Source organism: Embleya sp. NPDC055664, assembly GCF_053618075.1.
Map to the genome: position 1 here is coordinate 12,972 of NZ_JBSHGZ010000041.1, position 17,043 is coordinate 30,014.

The window sequence follows — 17,043 nt, forward strand, 5'->3', positions numbered from 1 at the left end:
GAAGGGTGCCTGACATGCGCGCCATCGTTGTGGAAGAACTCGGCGGACCCGAGCAGTTGCACTTCTCCGACCTCCCCATCCCCGAACCAGGACCGGGCGAGGTCCGCGTGGACATCACCGCGGCCGGGGTGAACTTCATGGACACCGGGGCCCGCCGGCTCGGCGCGGCCACCGGTGAACTCCCCTTCGTGCCCGGGGTGGAGGGCGCCGGTCGCGTCAGCGCGCTGGGCCCCGACGTGACCGAGTTCGCCGTCGGCGACCGGGTCGCCTGGGCGTACGCCTACGGTTCCTACGCCGAGCAGATGGTGCTGCCCGCGGCCGACGCCGTGCCGGTGCCCGACGACATCCCCGACGACGTGGCCGCGAGCCTGATGATGCAGGGCATCACCGCCCACCACTTCGTCACCGAGGCCGCCGACATCCAGCCCGGCCGGACCGCCGTGGTGCACGCCGCGGCCGGCGGCCTCGGGCAGAAACTGACCCAGCTCATCAAAACCCGCGGCGGCACCGTCATCGGCACCGTGTCCGGCGCGCAGAAGGCCGACACCGCCCGCCAGGCCGGCGCCGACCACGTCGTACTGTCCACCGGCGCCGCGTTCGTGGAACCGGTGCTGGACCTGACCGGCGGCGAGGGTGTCCATGTCGTCTTCGACGGCGGCGGCGAAACCACCTTCCGCGCGTCCATGAGCGTGCTTCGCAGGCACGGACTGCTGCTGTACTACGGGGCCGTCCTGGGCGTGGCCCCTGTGGTCAACCTGCGGGAGCTGCCCCGCAGCATCAAGATCTCCTATCCGGTCTTCCGCGACCACATCCCCACCCGCGAGGCACTCCTGCGTCACAGCGCCGACCTCTTCGACCTGGTGCGGAACAAGAACCTCGACCCTGGAATCGGCCACCGCTACCCACTCGACGCCGCAGCCCAGGCCCACCGCGACATCGAGTCCCGCGCAACCACCGGCAAACTCCTGCTGCTTCCCTGAACCAGGAACGACCTCAAGGTGCCGGTCCGCAGGACATGCAAGGGGGCGGAGCGCGCAGGCCGGTACCCGCTTCTTTCCTCAACTGTCGTGACCTCACTTGCCGTTCGATACGGCAGTGTCTGCCCCTCGGCCACGGCCTCCCCCAAGAAAACCTGACCCAGCAGAGCTGCGGCGGGGCCCTCGACAAACTCGCCCCCGGACACATCGCGGACGGCGAAGACATCGGCCGATGGGCGCAGCGGCACGCCACGACCGCCGCGCAGGCGAAGCTCCGCCCCGGACAACTCGAACAACTCCGAGAACTCGGCATCACACCCGAAACCGGCGCAGCGGCGGCGCGGCGGGGGGCGGCGGTGACGCGGCGGTGGGTGGCGACGGCGCGGCGGGCCGCCCCGATGCCGAGGCGCGGGCGGGGCGCGTGGGAGACCGCGTTCGCCGCGGCCGTCGCCTACCGCCAACGCGAATGACGCCTCGAAGTGCCCCGAGGGTACGTCGAAACCGTGCGTGCAGCGGGCGGCACGGCGGCGTTGGTGAGAGGTTCGGTGCCGGGTTCGGTGAACGATGGCGAGGCAATCGAGGTGCGGCTGGGCGAGTGGGCCGGCGAAGACCGCACCGCCGCCGTCGATTTCCTGGGGCCTGGCAAGGTCGTCGGCGTGCGGACCGCCGGCGCGGCCTCCGCCCCCGGATCCGGTACATGTGTCGAGCAGCAACACCGTGCTCGTCCTGCCCAAGCTGTACCCCACCTTCGCCAACGGCGTGATGGTCGACGAGGTCGGCGTCCCCGGCGACTACCGCGCCCCGTCGACGGTTGGGGCCGAGTGCCTCCGTCGACGTGCCGCTCGCAGCGGCGCGCGTTTTCGAGTCTTTACCGAACGATCACTTGTCGTCCGGGATCCAGCTGACTAAGTTTCAGAAACTAAGTCTATCAAGGAAGCGAGGCATGAAAGGTGAAGCACATGGGCGGCACACACATCGACGCGACCGCGAGCAGGCCGCCCGGCCTGGTGTCCGGCGGACACCGTGCGGAGAACATGCGTCGCGGTAACGCGTCCGCCACTCTTCGCGCGATTTTGGCCCACGGCCCCGTGTCCCGTGCGGAGATAGCCCGACAGACCGGGCTCTCCGCGCCCTCCGTCACCAAACTCACCGCCAGTCTGATCGCGGCGGGGCTCGTGCGCGACCTCGCTCCCCAGGCTCCGACCGACCTGGGCCGCCCACGAATTCCCGTCCGGATCGACGCCGGCGGCCCGGTCGTTCTCGGTCTCCACTTCGGCCTGCTCCGCACCACGCTCGGCCTCGTCGGCCTCGATGGCCGAGTGCACGCGCAAACCGCACTCACCCACACCGGACGCACCCCTCGAGAACTGGTCGACCAAGCCGCCGCGGGCGCGGCGGCCTTCCTGGCCCGGCACGCGGCCGACCGTCGCCTTCTGGGCAGCAGCGCGAGCATCGGTGGTTGGGTCGACAGCACCGAAGGCGTCGTCGTCGCACACCGCCCGCTCGCCTGGACCGACGTGCCGCTTCGCGCGATGCTCGCCGATCGGCTCCCCGGACCGTTTCGCTTGGAACAGCACACGCGAGCCACCGCGCAAGCCGAACTCTGGTACGGGGCGGGTCGCGAAGCCGACGACCTCGTGCTCGTCTTCGTCGGCAACGTCGTCGACGCCGCCGTCGTCATCGACCGAGTCATCCACCGCGGGCCGAACTCGGCCGCCGGACGCATAGCGCACCTGCGCGTCGACGCCGTCTCGCACGTGCGCTGCGCTTGCGGACGTACCGGCTGTTTGGAACAGGTCGCGAGCGACGCCGCCGTTCTCGCCGCCGCCGCGGACGCCGGGCTCGCCGCCGACGACCTGGACGCACTCACCGCCTTGGCCGACGCGGGCGACGAGACCGCCGACGGCCTGCTGCGCACGCGAGCGCGTCTCGTCGGCCGAGCTGTGGGCACCGTGATCGACGTCGTCAACCCGGAACGCGTCGTCCTCGCGGGGTCCATGGTCACCGAGGGCGCGTATCTGGATGTTCTGCGTGCCGAAGCCGAGTCCATGGTCTATCAAGGACGTGGAGTGGGGAGCCGCGTTCAGGTCACCACTCTCGGCGTCGGCGCGCTTGTCGTATCCGCCGCGGCGCCGCTCCTCGCCGATGTGCTGCGTGACCCGTTCGCGTACGTCGAGGACGTCGCATGAGCACGTCGACGACGCGTCACAACCCCACGTCATCCCCGTCACAGGGCGGCCCGTCCCGCGCGGGCCGCGCGACCTCGACCCTCTTGGCGTCGTCCCGCGAAGCTCACACGTGACTGACCTGACGCTCTATCACTGCGCCGTCTCCGAGCGGACCAGCTGGCTCGTCCTGCGCCTCCGCACGTCCGACAGGCTCACCGCCTACGGCGAATGCTCCGACGCCGGGCCGCTTGCCGACGTCGTCGCCGCACTCGACGAATGGACCCCGTTCTTCCAGGCCGAAGACGTCGTCGGCGACTTCGCCCGGGATCGCGACGCCCACCGGGTTCGCAACCTCTTATCCGAAGCCGGACCGCTTCGGGGGCACTCCACCGCCGTAAGACAAAGGGCCGGGGCCCGCTCCGGCTTTCTACACACGACCGTGTGGGGCGGCATCGAGCAGGCGCTGTGCGACCTCGCCGCCCGCGCCGCCGGCGTGCCGTTGTGGAAATGGCTCGGCGGCACCCGTCCCGAACCGCTCCCGCTCTACGCCAACATCAATCGCGCCCCCGGCGGCCGCGAGCCGCGCGACGTCGCCGCCACGGCCGGCCAAGCGGTGGCGGCCGGGTTCGGCGGCGTGAAACTCGCTCCGTTCGATACGCCGGGCGATCGCCCACTGCCCGACCTGGGCCTGAGTCGGGTCCGGGCCGTTCGTCAGGCCGTCGGCGCCGACCCCGGCCTGATGGTCGACTGCCATGAACGTGTCGTGCTCGACGAACTACTCCCCGTCCTGGACGACCTGCTCGCGCTACGACTCGACTGGCTTGAGGACGCCGTCGGCATCGAGCACGTGGACGAGCTGCGCAGGTTGCGTAAATACACCGGCGAAGTCCGGCTCGCCGGCGGCGAGTTCGCCACCGACCGGGGTCAGATCGAGGCCGTCGCCGACCTTCTCGACGTGGTCATGCCCGACGTCAAGCACGCCGGTGGTGTCCACGCGGCGCTGGCCCTCGCGCACGCCGCCCTCGAGGTCGGCGCGTCCGTATCCCTGCACAACCCGAGCGGTCCGATCGCCACGGCCTTCGGCGCGCACGTCGCCGCCGTCGTCCCCGGTGTCCTGGAGTACGCGTTCGGCGAAGTTCCATGGCGTGGTGACGTCCTGACGAACGGTGAGCCCGTTCGGCACGGTCACTACATCGTTCCGGACAGCCCCGGCATCGGCTCGGACCTGGACACCACCCACTCCTCGGTCACCCCCGTATGGTCCGTCAGCCTCCAGGAGCCCAGATGAGCGTCCTTGCGACACAAGGGATATCCCGCCGCACCATGCTTGGCGCCCTTGGACTCGGTGCTTCGTCCCTGGCTCTCGCCGGCTGTCGATCGGCCCTACACGAAGCATCGGGCAAGGGAACGGGTAAAGGCGGCCCCGCAGCCGGCGGAATCCTCGGGATCGCGCAGAGTTCCGACATCCAGCCCGCGACGGTCTTCAGCCACAACAACCCGAATATGACGATCTGTCGCACCGTCTTCAACACACTCATCGAGTACGACCACAAGACGCTGCAACCTCTCCCGGGGCTCGCCGAGTCGTGGGAACTCAAGGGCGACACCTTGACCTTCCGGCTCCGCCCCGGCGTCACTTACCACTCGGGTCGCCCCCTCGACGCCCGAGATGTGGTCTTCGCGATCACGAACCTGCACAAGGACAACGTCTCCTCACAACTCAAGCACGTCGCCAAGGCGATCGCCGACATCGACAGCGACGGCCTCGACGTCCGGCTCAAGCTCGCCCATCCGATGAGCAACGTCTTCGACCTGTTCGAGATTCTCGTCATCCCCGACCGCGAGTCGATCGCCGAACTCGCCAAAGGCAGCCGGATCATCGGCACCGGGCCCTTCCGTGTCGCCTCGTACTCGCCCGGAGCTGGCCTGAAACTCCGCCGCAACGAGAAGTACTTCAAGCCGAGCCGGCCCTACCTCGACGGCGTCGACATCACCATCGTCAGTCAGTCGCAATCCATGTTGTCGTCGATGCGCTCCGGGCAAACCCACCTGGTCCTCGACATCGCGCCCCTGGACGCCCTCGGGGTCACCAACGACCGCAGGTTCAAGGTCGTCGCCGCCGACCCCTACGACTCGGCCTACTACGTCGCGTCCAACGTCTCGGTGAAGCCGCTCGACGACAAGCGTGTGCGTCAGGCCATCGCATGGGGTATCGACCGCCAACGCATCCTCGACCAAGTCCTCGGTGGCATCGGCACCACGTCGTCGCTGCCGTGGTCACCCACCTCGCCCGCCTACGACGCGGCCAAGGCCCGGCACTATACGTACAACCCGGACCGGGCCAAGGAGTTGATCGGCGAGGCCGGTGTCAAGGGCGCACGACTGGACATCGTGTACAACGCGGGCCTGGGCGCCAACGCGCGCATCGCGGAGATCGTCCAGTACAACCTGAGCCAAGCCGGAATCGACGCTCGCGCGGTCCCGCTCCAGGCCGCCGACTTCCAAGGCCGACTCACCGGCGGAAAACTCCCCGGCCTGTTCGTCAACGGCCACGGGTTCGGACAACTGGCGCCGGCCACCCTCGTCAAAGGCGCCTTTCCGTTCAACGCGGACAAGAACGCGTCGAACTTCGTCAGCCCGGAATACCAGTCCATCGCCAACGCCTTGTGGAGCGCCGCCGATCCGGCCGCCACGAAGGCGGCGTCGGACCGCGTCAACGACTTCCTGCTCGATCAGCAGTTCGTCACCGACCTGGTCACCAGCGCCCACACATTCACCGTCACCAAACGACTTCGGGGCCTCGCCTACTCGATGTTCGACTACCTGAACCTCGACGACGCGTATCTGGATTAGGCGAGCCCCGGCACGCAGGCCGTGCGCGGGCCTCGCGCCCAGGCCGCTCACGCCCACCCTCACGTTTTCGACCCGAAGACTCGGACCGAACGGACCGACCATGCTTTCGTATTCCTTACGGCGCGTCCCCTCAGCCCTGCTCGTCCTGCTCGTCGCCTCGATGCTCGTCTTTGCCGTGCTGCGACTGGCCCCAGGCGACCCCGCGGTCGTGCTCGCGGGGCCCGACCCCACACCGCAGGCGGTCGCGGCCGTCCGCGCCCAACTCGGCCTCGACGACTCGCTCGCCTCGCAATACTTCCACTGGCTCGGCGGACTGCTCACCGGCGACCTCGGCGACTCGTACATTCTCGGCGCGCCCATCGCCACACTGATCGGCTCGGGCCTCGGCGCCACCCTGGAACTGACTCTCGCCGCGCTCGTCCTGGCCATCCTCATCGGCGGCACCCTCGGGCTTGCCCTCGGCGCGGGCCGGCGTCGCACCGTACGCACCGGCGCAGGCGCTGTCACCGGGCTCGCGTTCGCCGTTCCGCCGTACGTCAGCGGTGTCCTGCTCGTCCTGCTGTTCTCCATCGCCTGGCCGATCCTGCCCGCGGCCGGACGCGTTGCCCTCCTCGACGATCCAGAGATCGCCGCGCAATACCTGCTCATGCCCGCCCTGTGTCTCGCCCTGCCCGCGGCGGCGGTCATCGCCCGTTTCCTCGCGGCCTCCATCCGCCGTGTCCAGGACGAGGATTTCGTCCAGACGGGCATCGCCAAAGGCATCAGTGCGCGACGCCTCCTTTTCCGCCACGTGTTGCCCAACGCGCTCCCGCCCGTCATCACCGCCCTCGGCATCCAAATCGGCCAACTCCTGGGCGGAGCCATCGTCGTCGAGGCGATCTTCGCGTGGCCGGGCATCGGCCAACTCCTGCTCAACGCGGTCCTGGGCCGTGACTACCTGCTCGTCCAGGACCTGCTGCTCCTCGCGGTCGCGGTGGCCGTCGTCCTCCAGACCGTGACCGACCTCGCCCACGCCGCGATCGACCCGCGGCTGCGACCGGAGGCACGATGACCGCCACCCCCGCCACCGTCACCGCCATCGGCCGCAAGACGTCGCTCGTCGCCCGGTTGCGCGGCGGCGCCACCATCACCGGGCTCGCGATCGTCGTACTCGTCTTCGCCGCCGGCCTCGCCGCACCCCTGCTCGCCACGCACGGGCCCGAAGCGCAAAGCGCCGACGCGCTCGCCGGACCCAGCGGCGCACACCTGTTAGGCACCGACGAGTTCGGACGCGACCTGCTGAGCCGCGTCCTCCACGGCATTCGCGTCGACGTGTTCATCACCGCCGCGGCCGTTCCCATCGGCGCTTTCATCGGCACGGCCATCGGCCTTTTGTCCGGTGTCCATCGTTACCTCGACGTGGTCCTGCAACGCCTCTTCGACATCATGCTCGCGTTCACCGCGCTCGTCCTGGGTGTCACCATCGCCGCGATCCAAGGGCCCGGCACCACCGCGATCGTGCTCACCGTCATCGGTGTCAACATCCCACTGTTCGGTCGACTCGCCCGCGACGCGGTCATCTCCCAACGCGACCGCGACTACGTCATCGCCGCCCGCGTGGTCGGCACTCGCCCCACCCGCGTGCTCTTTCGCCACATCCTGCCCAACAGCGTCGACGCCCTCATCGTGCAGGCCGCGCTGTCGCTGTCCCTCGCGGTCTTCATCGAAGGCGCGATGAGCTTCGTCGGCATCGGCGTGCGCCCGCCCGATCCCTCGCTCGGCTCGCTCCTACGCACGAGCATCAACTTCCTGTCCCAAAACCCCGCGTACGCCCTCGGCCCCATGGTCGTGGTCACCGCGCTGGTGATCGGTTTCAACCTGATCGCGGACGGCCTGAACAAGGGACTCCTGCACCGATGAACAGCGCCGACACCCAGCGCCCGCCCACCAAGACGGCCATCGTGACCGGCACCGCACGCGGCATCGGACTCGCCATCGCGCGCGAACTCGCCGCAGGCGGCGCGCGCGTCATCGCGGTGGACATCGAACCGACGCCACCCGGTCCCGGCCTCGTGCCCGTGCGCGTCGACCTCACCGACTCCGACGCGCCCACCCGCGTCCTGCACGCCGCAGGCACCGTCGTCGACATCCTCGTCAACAACGCCTTCGCCGAGGAACGCGCGTCCATTCTCGACGGCACATCCGACGGCTGGTCCCGCACCTTCGACGTCAGCCTGCATGCCGCCGTCCACCTGTCGCGGGCGTTCGCCGCCGAACGCGGCGGCCGATCCGGCGCGATCGTCAACATCGCGTCCGTTCACGCGGGCGCCGCGCTGCCCGACTTCGGCGCTTACGCGGCGGCCAAGGCCGGACTCGTCGCGTTCACCCGCGCGGCCGCCGTCGAATGGGGTCCGCTCGGAATCCGCGTCAACGCGATCAACCCCGGCTTCATCGCCGTCGAACGCAACGAACACGCCTGGTCCGACCCCGCCACCCTCACCCGTCGCATGGCCCCGTACCCACTACGCCGACCCGGTCGTCCCCAGGAAGTCGCGCACGCCGTCGCCTTCCTGACGGGGGATCAGGCGTCGTACATCACCGGGGCAGTGCTGCCCGTCGACGGCGGCCTGACCGCCCGCCTACCGGAGGCCGACGCATGAGCCTGAGTCAACCTCTATGCCGCCAAGGGCGTCTCGGGGGCCGTGTCGATCCTGCCGTTGGTTCGGTGGGTGATGGGGTCGTAGCAGACGCCGTCGCGCCGGCAGGCCCACATCACGTGCAGCCAGGCTCGGGCGAGGATGCGGGTGGCGTGGGGGTGGCGTTTTCGGCGGGCGCGGCCGTCGGTGTAGATCTTCGCGACTCACGGGCTGCCGTGCCGGCTGTTGTCGGCGAAGGTGGTCAGCGCGAGCCGGGCTCTTCGGTTGGTCGCGAAGCGGAACGCGACCGTGCGGGACTTGCCCGAGGCGCGGGTGACGGGGATGGCGCCGGCCTCGGCGATGAGCTGCTCACAGGTCCGGGCGCGTTCCAGGCGTGGGCCGATCTCGCCCACGACCTGGCCGAGGTTCACCTCGCCGATGCGTGGCATGGACGCGAACAGCGGTACGTAGGGGCGGTTTTCGACCACCTCGGCGATGGCCGTGTCGGGCAGGCGGATGGTCGTGCGTATGCCCTGGACGAGTTGGACCCGGACGCGGACCAGCCGCTCGACGACCGCCTTGCCGAGACGGGAGGCCGCGGTCGGGGCCGAACGCAGACGTTCGATGAGCACGCTGCCGGGTGGCTTGCCCCATCGGCGCTTGCACCAGGCTTCCAGTCGTCCGGCGGTGAGCTTGGCCGCAGAGGCGGGGGATATCGCTCCAGGAAGGCCGGGGCGTTGTCGCTGTCGAGGTTCGCGAAGACGGCCTTGCCGCCCGGCCGGTGCATGTCGAGGAGCGTGGCGAGTTGGTTGATCGCCGCGACGCGGGCCTCGATGTGGTCCGCGCGTTGGCGGGTGAGGGCCTGGAGGTCCATGGTGGCCTGCTCTGTGGGTTCCAGGCGGGGCAGCATGCGAATGGGCGGCCTGGTTCTCGGTGTCGATGAAGATGCTGCACAAGCACCACTTCGTCCATGGACGGGACTGCGGCTCGGACGCGCGAAGCAATCATCGCCTCGTACACGCCGAATGTCATCGCCAACATCACGCCGGCGACAACAGAAAGGCCGAGCAGATATGACCACCCCGAACGCTTCCAGGGGCCCGCTCGAGCCGGATGCGAGGACGACTCGCACGTCCGGTTCCGAGGGGGCCGGGGTGCGGCAACGCACTCCGGCTACCCGACTACTCGTGAAGGCCGCAGAAGGAATGGTCGTCCAATGAGCGAGCAGCCACTCCTGCAAGTCCGCGACCTGGTCACTCGATTCCACACCCCGCGCGGCGTCGTACGCGCCGTCGACGGCGTGAGCTTCGACGTGCACGCCGGAGAGACCGTGGCCCTGGTCGGCGAGTCGGGATCGGGCAAGTCGGTCACCGCGATGTCCGTGCTCGACATGGTCCGCCGGCCCGGGCGGATCGAATCCGGCCAGGTCCTGTTCAAAGGCCGCGACCTTCTCACCTTGAACGAACCGGAAATGCGGGAGGTCCGCGGCGCGGGAATCGGCATGATTTTCCAAGACCCCATGTCCTCCCTCAACCCGCTCATGCGCATTCGCGACCAGATCACCGAGGGCGTCCGAGGGCTCAGCCGCCACCAAGCCCGCGACCGCGCCGTCGAAGTCATGACGCAGGTCGGCATTCCCGACCCCGAGGCGCGGTTGCGCGACTACCCGCACGCCTACTCCGGTGGCATGCGTCAACGCGTCATGATCGCGATGGCGCTCGCCAACCGGCCCGACCTGATCATCGCCGACGAGCCCACGACCGCACTCGACGTCACCGTGCAGGCCCAGATCCTCGACCTGCTCGCCACGCTCGGCCGCGAACTGGGCACCGCCGTCGTGCTTATCACGCACAACCTCGGTGTGGTCGCGCGCCTGTGCGACCGGGCCATGGTCATGTACGGCGGAAGGATTGTCGAACGCGCTCCCGTGGACGAGTTGTTCACCGCGCCCCAACACCCCTACACCGCGGGCCTGCTCGCTGCCACTCCCCGGCTCGCCGCCGGCCGAGACGTCCGACTCGTGCCCATCGAAGGGCGTCCACCCGACCTGATCGCGAAGTCGACCGGCTGTGCCTACGCGCCGCGCTGCCCGGTCGCGGAGGATCGCTGCCGCACCGAGACACCTCTGCTCGGTTCCGGGGAACGGGCGGCCGCGTGTCTGCTTCCCGGCCCGTTCACCAACGCCGACGCAGGCACCGACTCGGCCCCGGACACCCGCGCTGCCGCCGAGGTGTCCCACGCGCCCCTCCCGCTCGCGTTCGACTCCGAGCCGCTGCTCGAACTGCGCGCGATATCGAAGCATTCGCGGTACGCCAGGGATGGGGTCGGAAGAAGGGTGCGGTTCGTTCCGTCGACGATGTCTCCCTGACCATGGCCCCGGGCGAAACCCTCGGCCTGGTCGGTGAATCCGGTTGCGGCAAGTCGACACTGGGAAAAGTGGTCCTCGGCATCCACCCGGCGACCTCGGGCGAGGTCCGCTACGACGGCGCGACGCTCACGAAGGCGAGCCTTCGTACCGTGCGCCGAGGCGTCCAAATGGTCTTCCAAGACCCCTACAGTTCACTCAATCCCCGCATGACCGTCGGCGCGCTCCTGCGCGAACCCCTCCAGGTCAACGACATCGCACGCGGCGAGAAGGCCGACGCACGCGTCGCGGAACTCCTCGAACTCGTGGGTCTGGGATCCGAAGCCGGCAGTCGGTACCCGCACGAGTTCTCCGGCGGACAACGCCAACGCATCGCCATCGCCCGCGCCCTCGCTGTCGATCCCCGCGTCGTGGTGTGCGACGAACCCGTCTCCGCGCTCGACGTCTCGTTGCAGGCACAGATCGTCAACCTCCTGCGTGAACTCCAGGAACGCCTGGGGCTCGCCTACCTGTTCATCGCGCACGATCTCGCCGTCGTCCGTCACCTCTCGCACCGCATCGCCGTCATGTACCTCGGCCGCATCGTCGAAACGGGCCCCGCCGACGAGATCACCAGGTCGCCGCTCCATCCCTACACCGCGAGTCTGCTCTCCGCCGTGCCCGAACCCGACCCCCGGGTCGAGCACACCCGCGAACGCATCATCCTTACCGGCGACCTGCCCAGCCCACTGAACCTGCCGGCCGCGTGCCGCTTCCACGGCCGCTGCCCGATCGGCCCCACGCACTTTCCCGAACGAAGCATCTGTGCCACCATCACCCCGCCGCTCGCGGAGCATTCGCCCGGACGCACGGTCGCCTGCCACTTCCCCGGCGAACTCACGATCGCGGGCACCACTTCCACGTCATCCAGGCCACAGGAGGTCCACGCATGAGTCGCGTCTTCGCGATCCTTCACGCGAGCACCGAAGGCCCCCCAGTACCGGCCCGCCCCGGTCGACCCCTACCGCGACCACCTGCGACGGCGTCGCGAGGAGCACCCCGCCGTGAGCGTTCGGCAACTCCTGAAGCCCGACAGGCACAGTCGCTCCATATCGAACTTTGAACTCCCGCGCCTATTGACCTTCGCCCGATTGTGGGCCGCAGCGAAGTGTGATTTCACCATGGCATCCCTGACTGATTTCGGAGGAAATCCTTGTGTGGTCTCCGCCCGTGTAGAGATCGCCGCTTCCATCATGTCCGACTGGACTTCTTCTCGGTCCGCGTGCCCACCGGGCCGTCGTAGTACGGCTCAGCAGACGTAGAAGGTCTGTGGCTCGGTCTGCTGACCGTGGGTATTGACCGGTATCGTCAGGTAGGGGGAGCCGAGCGTGGCGGTGTCCCAGTAACCGCTGCTCCCGATCTCCGTATAGGTGCCGGAGGTCATGGAGCAGACATCGTACATGTTTCCGACCACAGTGCCCTCTCGCCCGTTCTCACCGGTGGGGATCATTTTCAGCTGGCTCGAGCTCTCCGACGGATAGGTCACCGTTCCCCGCACCACCTTGTAGCCGTCGATCTTGTCCCAGGTCGCCCCGAGTTCGCTGGAGTAGAAGGGGTACTCGTCGCACTGAAGGGCTTTCGTGCCCCGGGGGGATGGACATGGATTATTCGGCCGGTAGAAGGCGTTGTCCATCCACGACCGGGGCATGACGGTCATTTTGTCGGAGCCGCTGACGTAGTTCAGTTGCGCCCACAGCGGGTTCTTCGCCAATGCCTCCGCGTCGTTGACGGAAGCTCCGGTCGCGTCCTGCGTCGTGACGAACAGGATCTGGTTGGTCATGCACGGATCACCGACGACGCCGCCTCGGCGGGTGTAGTCGAGGCAGAACTCGGCGGCGGTCAGTGCTTGGTCCGAGGTGACGGTCCACGGCTCGAGGCCGACTCGGCTGGCCACGTAGCTGATGATGCGTTGCTGGACGGCCGCCGCGCTGCTCCGGCCGCGCAGCTGGGTGTTGACCAGATCGGCCAGCTGTTCCTGCCCGAGGGCGGTGGGGTGGAAGCTGGCCGGGTTCACGCTGGTGCCGTCGAACATGCCTGGGTTGGACCACCGGTAGTCCTGGGACCAGCTGGTGCAGGGCCACTTGTTGATGCCCTCCCGCCATCGCTGTGTGGTGTTGATGAAGGTGATGTCGATCCCCTGCTGGTGGAGTTCGTCCACGGTGTGGGCGATGGTGATGTTGAGCAGTTCGGCGAGGACGTTGAGGAAGTGCTGCTCGTCGAATGTGATGCCGACGCAGGCTCCGGTGGGGTCGCCGGGGTGGTCGGAGAACAGCTGTGGATAGCCCGGGACGATGATCTTGGCATTGGGCGCCTTGTCGTGGATGGCTTGGTAGGTGGTTTTCAGGTGTGCTGGGAGGCGTTCGCGGATCAGCCATTTCTCGTACCACCGCAGTTGCTCGGGGTCGACCACTCCGCTGTCGCGGGTCAGTTTGTGGAAGTCGCCGAAACAGTCGTCGAGTGAGGCGATGCAGCTGCGCATGACCTCCGCGAACCGCACGTCGTTGCCGCCGGCCGTCACCGTCACCAGTGATGTGTCCTCGTCCAGGTAGCCCTGGTCGATCTGGGGCAGTTCGCCGTAGTAGTCATTGGCCCAGCCAGGGCCGATGTCCTCCCAGTCGGTGTGGCCGGCCGTGTCCTCCGGAAAGGGCGGCGTGTTGTACGAGGCTGTGGTGATGTTCGTGGTCTGGGCTCCCGAGCAGGCTATGAAGGCGAAACTGGCGGTACCTTCGGCGGCCTCCTGGGCGATCGTTTTGGTGTGTCCGGGCAGTTTCACCTGGGTGGGGTAGGCGCCGGTCTGCGATCGGTGGCACTGGTTCTCCTGGCCGTCGGAGTTCTTGTAGTCGGTTTCTGGCTGGTAGGGCGCCAGTCCCTCGCCCGAGGAGTAGGAGTCGCCCATGGCCACGTAGGATGCAGAGGGTTTCGAGGTGGGTATGAACATCGCTGCGTCGAAGACGATGCTGTCCTTGCCAAGGCCGTCGGGGGTGTCGGTGCTCAGGGTCAGGCTGGCCGGGCCGGCCAGGGGGAACACGCCGAGATCGACCCAGTTGTTGACCTGTCTGGCCTGGTTGACCACCCGGTAGCGACTGCGGCCGTTGCCGAGGTTGATGATGTAGGTGGCTTCTCGCGTCCAGGCGCCGGTCTCCGGGATGAAGACCTTGATCCGTGTCCATCCCTGAATCGGTTGAGAGGGTTTCCAGATCCCGGTGACCTTGAGGCGTTCGCTGTATCCGTCGGGCTGGTAGTAGGGCCCGCGGGTGTGGGCGGACCAGAAGTGGCCGCCGAATCCGGCGCCGAACTGGTGGAAGTCGATTTTTGACGGTCGCAGGCCCGCGGGGTCGGTGCCGAAGTCCAGGGTGAAACCCCCGCTGTTGGACCGGGTGCGCGGGCAGTTGGGTCTGATCGACGGCACGTCGTCGTCGACATCGTCGATCAGGACGGCATTGCCGGGGATGCCGGTGGCGGCGCAGTACGGCGGATAGGACGTGCCGTCGGTCTGGTAGGCGTAGCCGGGGTCGAACCGCAGCAGTTCCCGGCCGCACTGGGTGGCGCAGTCGCTTTTCCAGGTCTTCGGGCTGTGGTACCAGCACCGAAGGTCGTAGTTGCCCTGGGCGTCCTTGTGCGCGCAGGGACCGGCCGGCTCGTCCACGACGTCCGGAGCCTGGGGTGGGTAGGAGGCCCCGGGGACGCATTGGTTGCTCGCGTCGCAAAACGTGGTCGACGACGGCTGGACCTTGGCGCGGTTGATGACGCTCGAGGTGGCGTCGCCCGGCCACCACGCGGGCCGGTAGGCCGCCACGTAGGTGTTGGGTGCCTCGGGAAGCTGCATGGGATGTCCGGCGAAGCCCAGCACCTTCTCCTGGTAGGGCCAGTCCTGCGGATGCGCGGCGTCAGCCATCGACTGGTCCAGGAAGGGGGGCCGGTTCGCCGGGTAGTTGGGGTTGGCCGGATTGTTCAGCCAGCCGACTCCCCACGGGGAGCCGTCGCCTTTGTTGGGGTAGAAGCCTGAGTTGTAGGCCCAGATCGCGAAGTACCAGTTCTCCAGGTATTGCGGCTGCCCGTCGTTGATGATCAGGCCCGCCTGCCGGGTCTCGTTCCACTTCCGTTGCAGGATCTGCAGCCCCGCGGCGACGTTCGTCGCGAAGTCCAAGGCCACCGCGCGCTGGATCTGGTAAGGCAGCGCGACCTCACCGGTCCGCTCCTTGCCGGCCAGCCGCATCCCGTCTGTGACCTGCATCACGCCGTAGCCGCAGTCGGCCTTGTCCCAGCGGATGTCCCAGTCGTCGGTCTCGCTGAAGTTGTAGATGTCCCGGCCGTAGTAGTTGCCGATGAGAGGGTTGCCGGTGACTCCGGGCAGGGCACGACCCGTCGCCTGCCACAGGTTGGACTCCTGGCTGGCTATGCCCAGCATGATCTGGGCTGGTACGACACCGCCGCCGCTCAGCTCCACTGGGGGGAAGAGCCCCTGTGGGGTGTAGGCGGGCATACCGAGTCCCTTCCAGTTGTCCTCCCGCTGCACGGTGAGCACCTTGCGCACTGCCTGGTCGACGGCCCACTCCACCTGCCGCGGTTTGGGCTGCAGGACCTGGTTGCGGGGGTCGTTGCGGGGTACGGAGCAGGTCCGCTCGTCCTTGTCCTCGGCGGGGTCGGTCTCCGGACCCGCGGCCGGCGTCGCCCCGGCCGAGCGGGTCGCCCGAGGTGCAAGGCTCGGAGAAGGCGCCAGCCCGGTTCGTCGCTTGTCGTCGGCGTCCCGCCCGAGCAGCACCGTGAAGCTCTGCTTCTTCCCGGTGCTTGTCACGACGAGTTCCCCGGTGACCTGCTGGCCCCCGCCCGCCTGGGGCTGCCGTGAGCGCGGGTCGGCAGCGCCGGTGTGGCTGCCGGGCAGCACGGCGACGGCGCCGCTGAGCGAGGGAGCGGATCCCTTGGGCACCTTGAGCACCCGTACGGGAGAGGCGGATTGGGCCGTCGGTCCGGTGTCCGCCGCGCCCGTGACGAACACCGAGCCGTCGGCCCCGCGGGCGACGTCCAGTTCGCTGACGTCCCCGCTGGCGATCTCGACCGGCTTGGCGGCGGCAGCGCTGCCACGTACGTCTTTCCCGGGCAGGTGCTTGACCTTGCTCGTACCGCCGTCCCGCTCCATGAACGTGATCCCGCCGTCCGAGGCCACGGCGAGCTTGAACGGCACGGAGCCGGCGGCGGCCAGCGTTGTGCGGTGTCCGGTGGCGCCGACCCGGACCAGACGGTTGATGTCCGAGGCCACGATGCCGCCGTCGCCTACTGGAACCGCCGAGGTGACCTGTCCCTTGACAGTGATCGGCGTCGCAACGGCGCCGGTGGCGGCGTCCACCGTGACGAGCCGGGTCTGGGAGGCGTCGGCGTCGTAGGACTGAGTGATCACGCCGGCCTCCCCGGTGCCGCAGCCGGGGCTGTAGTACGCCAGCGAGGACAGGACGGGCAGCTTCCGGACCGTGCCGGTGCCCAGGTCGACGACGGCGGTGAAGGCGCCACGGGCGAAGAGCGTCTCCCGGTTGGTGAACGTCCGGGGCGCGTACGCCACGATCAGCCGCCGGCCGGACTCGGTGACGCAGGCGTTGCCGATCCACATGTCCGTCTCGAAGCCCGGCTCGGCCAGCGTGGCCACGGTGTGCCAGCTGTAGCCCGTTCGCGCGTCGGCGGCCAGAATGTGCAGCCCGGTGCTGTCCCCCGCCGTTGTCCAGGCCCGGTCCGACGAGGTCCGCCAGCCCGGCCCGAACAACTGGTCGCGCGCACGGTCGCGGTCGTCGGCACTGGTCTGCCGGGTGCCGGCCTTGCCTGTTTCCTTGGCCTTCGGCGGCGTGGAGGAGGCCGCGGTGTGTTCCGAAGCCGATGCGGCCGCAGCCTGACCCGTCGGGCTGAGGCTGACGAGCAGGCCGGTTGCCACCAGGATCGCGGTGATCTGCAGCAGGCGTCGCGAACGGCGCGGGTCCGTCCGCCTGGTGCGGTTCATGGGCACCCCCGAATAGTGGTGGGACATACGGACGATGGGCTGC

Annotated in this window: 11 protein-coding genes and 1 pseudogene; 10 read left to right on the top strand and 2 right to left on the bottom strand. The window is 68.7% G+C overall.

The genetic code is table 11. The features are described 5' to 3' along the window. The first annotated feature begins 14 nt into the window (after positions 1 to 14). From ACWGR4_RS40635 to ACWGR4_RS40665, 7 genes are all read left to right on the top strand, one after another. Positions 15 to 980 carry a quinone oxidoreductase family protein gene (locus ACWGR4_RS40635; protein ID WP_452132204.1) on the top strand — a complete coding sequence of 322 codons (966 nt, stop codon included), beginning with the start codon at positions 15 to 17 and terminating at the stop codon, positions 978 to 980. Positions 981 to 1,936: 956 nt separating this feature from the next. Then, positions 1,937 to 3,166, top strand: coding sequence for an ROK family transcriptional regulator (locus ACWGR4_RS40640; protein ID WP_452132205.1), 1,230 nt, complete (start codon positions 1,937 to 1,939; stop codon positions 3,164 to 3,166). A gap of 109 nt (positions 3,167 to 3,275) precedes the next feature. Next, positions 3,276 to 4,433: an enolase C-terminal domain-like protein gene (locus ACWGR4_RS40645; protein WP_452132206.1), complete on the top strand. Its 1,158-nt coding sequence runs from the start codon at positions 3,276 to 3,278 to the stop codon at positions 4,431 to 4,433. Between the two features lie 215 nt (positions 4,434 to 4,648). Continuing rightward, positions 4,649 to 5,998 carry an ABC transporter substrate-binding protein gene (locus tag ACWGR4_RS40650; protein ID WP_452132207.1) on the top strand — a complete coding sequence of 450 codons (1,350 nt, stop codon included), beginning with the start codon at positions 4,649 to 4,651 and terminating at the stop codon, positions 5,996 to 5,998. Between the two features lie 100 nt (positions 5,999 to 6,098). Then, positions 6,099 to 7,049, top strand: a complete 951-nt coding sequence (locus ACWGR4_RS40655; RefSeq protein WP_452132208.1) for an ABC transporter permease — start codon at positions 6,099 to 6,101, stop codon at positions 7,047 to 7,049. Further along, positions 7,046 to 7,897 (top strand): ABC transporter permease, encoded by an 852-nt coding sequence (locus ACWGR4_RS40660; protein ID WP_452132209.1) that lies wholly within the window; start codon positions 7,046 to 7,048, stop codon positions 7,895 to 7,897. The genes ACWGR4_RS40655 and ACWGR4_RS40660 overlap by 4 nt, the downstream gene beginning before the upstream one ends. Continuing rightward, the gene (locus ACWGR4_RS40665) at positions 7,894 to 8,637 is read left to right on the top strand and encodes an SDR family NAD(P)-dependent oxidoreductase (protein ID WP_452132210.1); all 744 of its coding nucleotides are present in this window, start codon (positions 7,894 to 7,896) and stop codon (positions 8,635 to 8,637) included. Before ACWGR4_RS40660 ends, ACWGR4_RS40665 begins: the two co-directional genes overlap by 4 nt. Positions 8,638 to 8,837: 200 nt before the next feature. Here ACWGR4_RS40665 and ACWGR4_RS40670 read toward each other — a convergent pair whose 3' ends face one another. After that, positions 8,838 to 9,245: a transposase gene (locus ACWGR4_RS40670; RefSeq protein ID WP_452132211.1), complete on the bottom strand. Its 408-nt coding sequence runs from the start codon at positions 9,243 to 9,245 to the stop codon at positions 8,838 to 8,840. A 313-nt stretch (positions 9,246 to 9,558) separates the two neighbouring features. On the opposite strand from ACWGR4_RS40670, the gene ACWGR4_RS40675 reads away from it, so the two are divergent. The 3 genes and pseudogenes from ACWGR4_RS40675 (at position 9,559) to ACWGR4_RS40685 (ending at position 11,910) form a co-directional block, all read left to right on the top strand. Continuing rightward, complete coding sequence (locus ACWGR4_RS40675) at positions 9,559 to 9,690, top strand: hypothetical protein (RefSeq protein WP_452132217.1); 132 nt, start codon at positions 9,559 to 9,561, stop codon at positions 9,688 to 9,690. A gap of 139 nt (positions 9,691 to 9,829) precedes the next feature. After that, positions 9,830 to 10,783 (top strand): annotated as a pseudogene (locus ACWGR4_RS40680) (ABC transporter ATP-binding protein); the annotation flags it as partial. Positions 10,784 to 10,983: 200 nt separating this feature from the next. Continuing rightward, a complete protein-coding gene (locus ACWGR4_RS40685) occupies positions 10,984 to 11,910 on the top strand; it encodes an ABC transporter ATP-binding protein (protein ID WP_452132212.1) in 927 nt (308 codons plus the stop codon). Positions 11,911 to 12,266: 356 nt separating this feature from the next. On the opposite strand, the gene ACWGR4_RS40690 is transcribed toward ACWGR4_RS40685, so the two are convergent. After that, positions 12,267 to 17,000: a hypothetical protein gene (locus ACWGR4_RS40690; RefSeq protein ID WP_452132213.1), complete on the bottom strand. Its 4,734-nt coding sequence runs from the start codon at positions 16,998 to 17,000 to the stop codon at positions 12,267 to 12,269. Positions 17,001 to 17,043 lie beyond the last annotated feature (43 nt).

Coding starts and splice junctions, on each gene's coding strand:
- ACWGR4_RS40635 (WP_452132204.1), top strand. CDS start 15: ATGCGCGCCATCGTTGTGGAAGAACTCGGCGGACCCGAGCAGTTGCAC.
- ACWGR4_RS40640 (WP_452132205.1), top strand. CDS start 1,937: ATGGGCGGCACACACATCGACGCGACCGCGAGCAGGCCGCCCGGCCTG.
- ACWGR4_RS40650 (WP_452132207.1), top strand. CDS start 4,649: ATGACGATCTGTCGCACCGTCTTCAACACACTCATCGAGTACGACCAC.
- ACWGR4_RS40655 (WP_452132208.1), top strand. CDS start 6,099: ATGCTTTCGTATTCCTTACGGCGCGTCCCCTCAGCCCTGCTCGTCCTG.
- ACWGR4_RS40660 (WP_452132209.1), top strand. CDS start 7,046: ATGACCGCCACCCCCGCCACCGTCACCGCCATCGGCCGCAAGACGTCG.
- ACWGR4_RS40665 (WP_452132210.1), top strand. CDS start 7,894: ATGAACAGCGCCGACACCCAGCGCCCGCCCACCAAGACGGCCATCGTG.
- ACWGR4_RS40675 (WP_452132217.1), top strand. CDS start 9,559: ATGCTGCACAAGCACCACTTCGTCCATGGACGGGACTGCGGCTCGGAC.
- ACWGR4_RS40685 (WP_452132212.1), top strand. CDS start 10,984: ATGGCCCCGGGCGAAACCCTCGGCCTGGTCGGTGAATCCGGTTGCGGC.
- ACWGR4_RS40690 (WP_452132213.1), bottom strand. CDS start 17,000: ATGAACCGCACCAGGCGGACGGACCCGCGCCGTTCGCGACGCCTGCTG.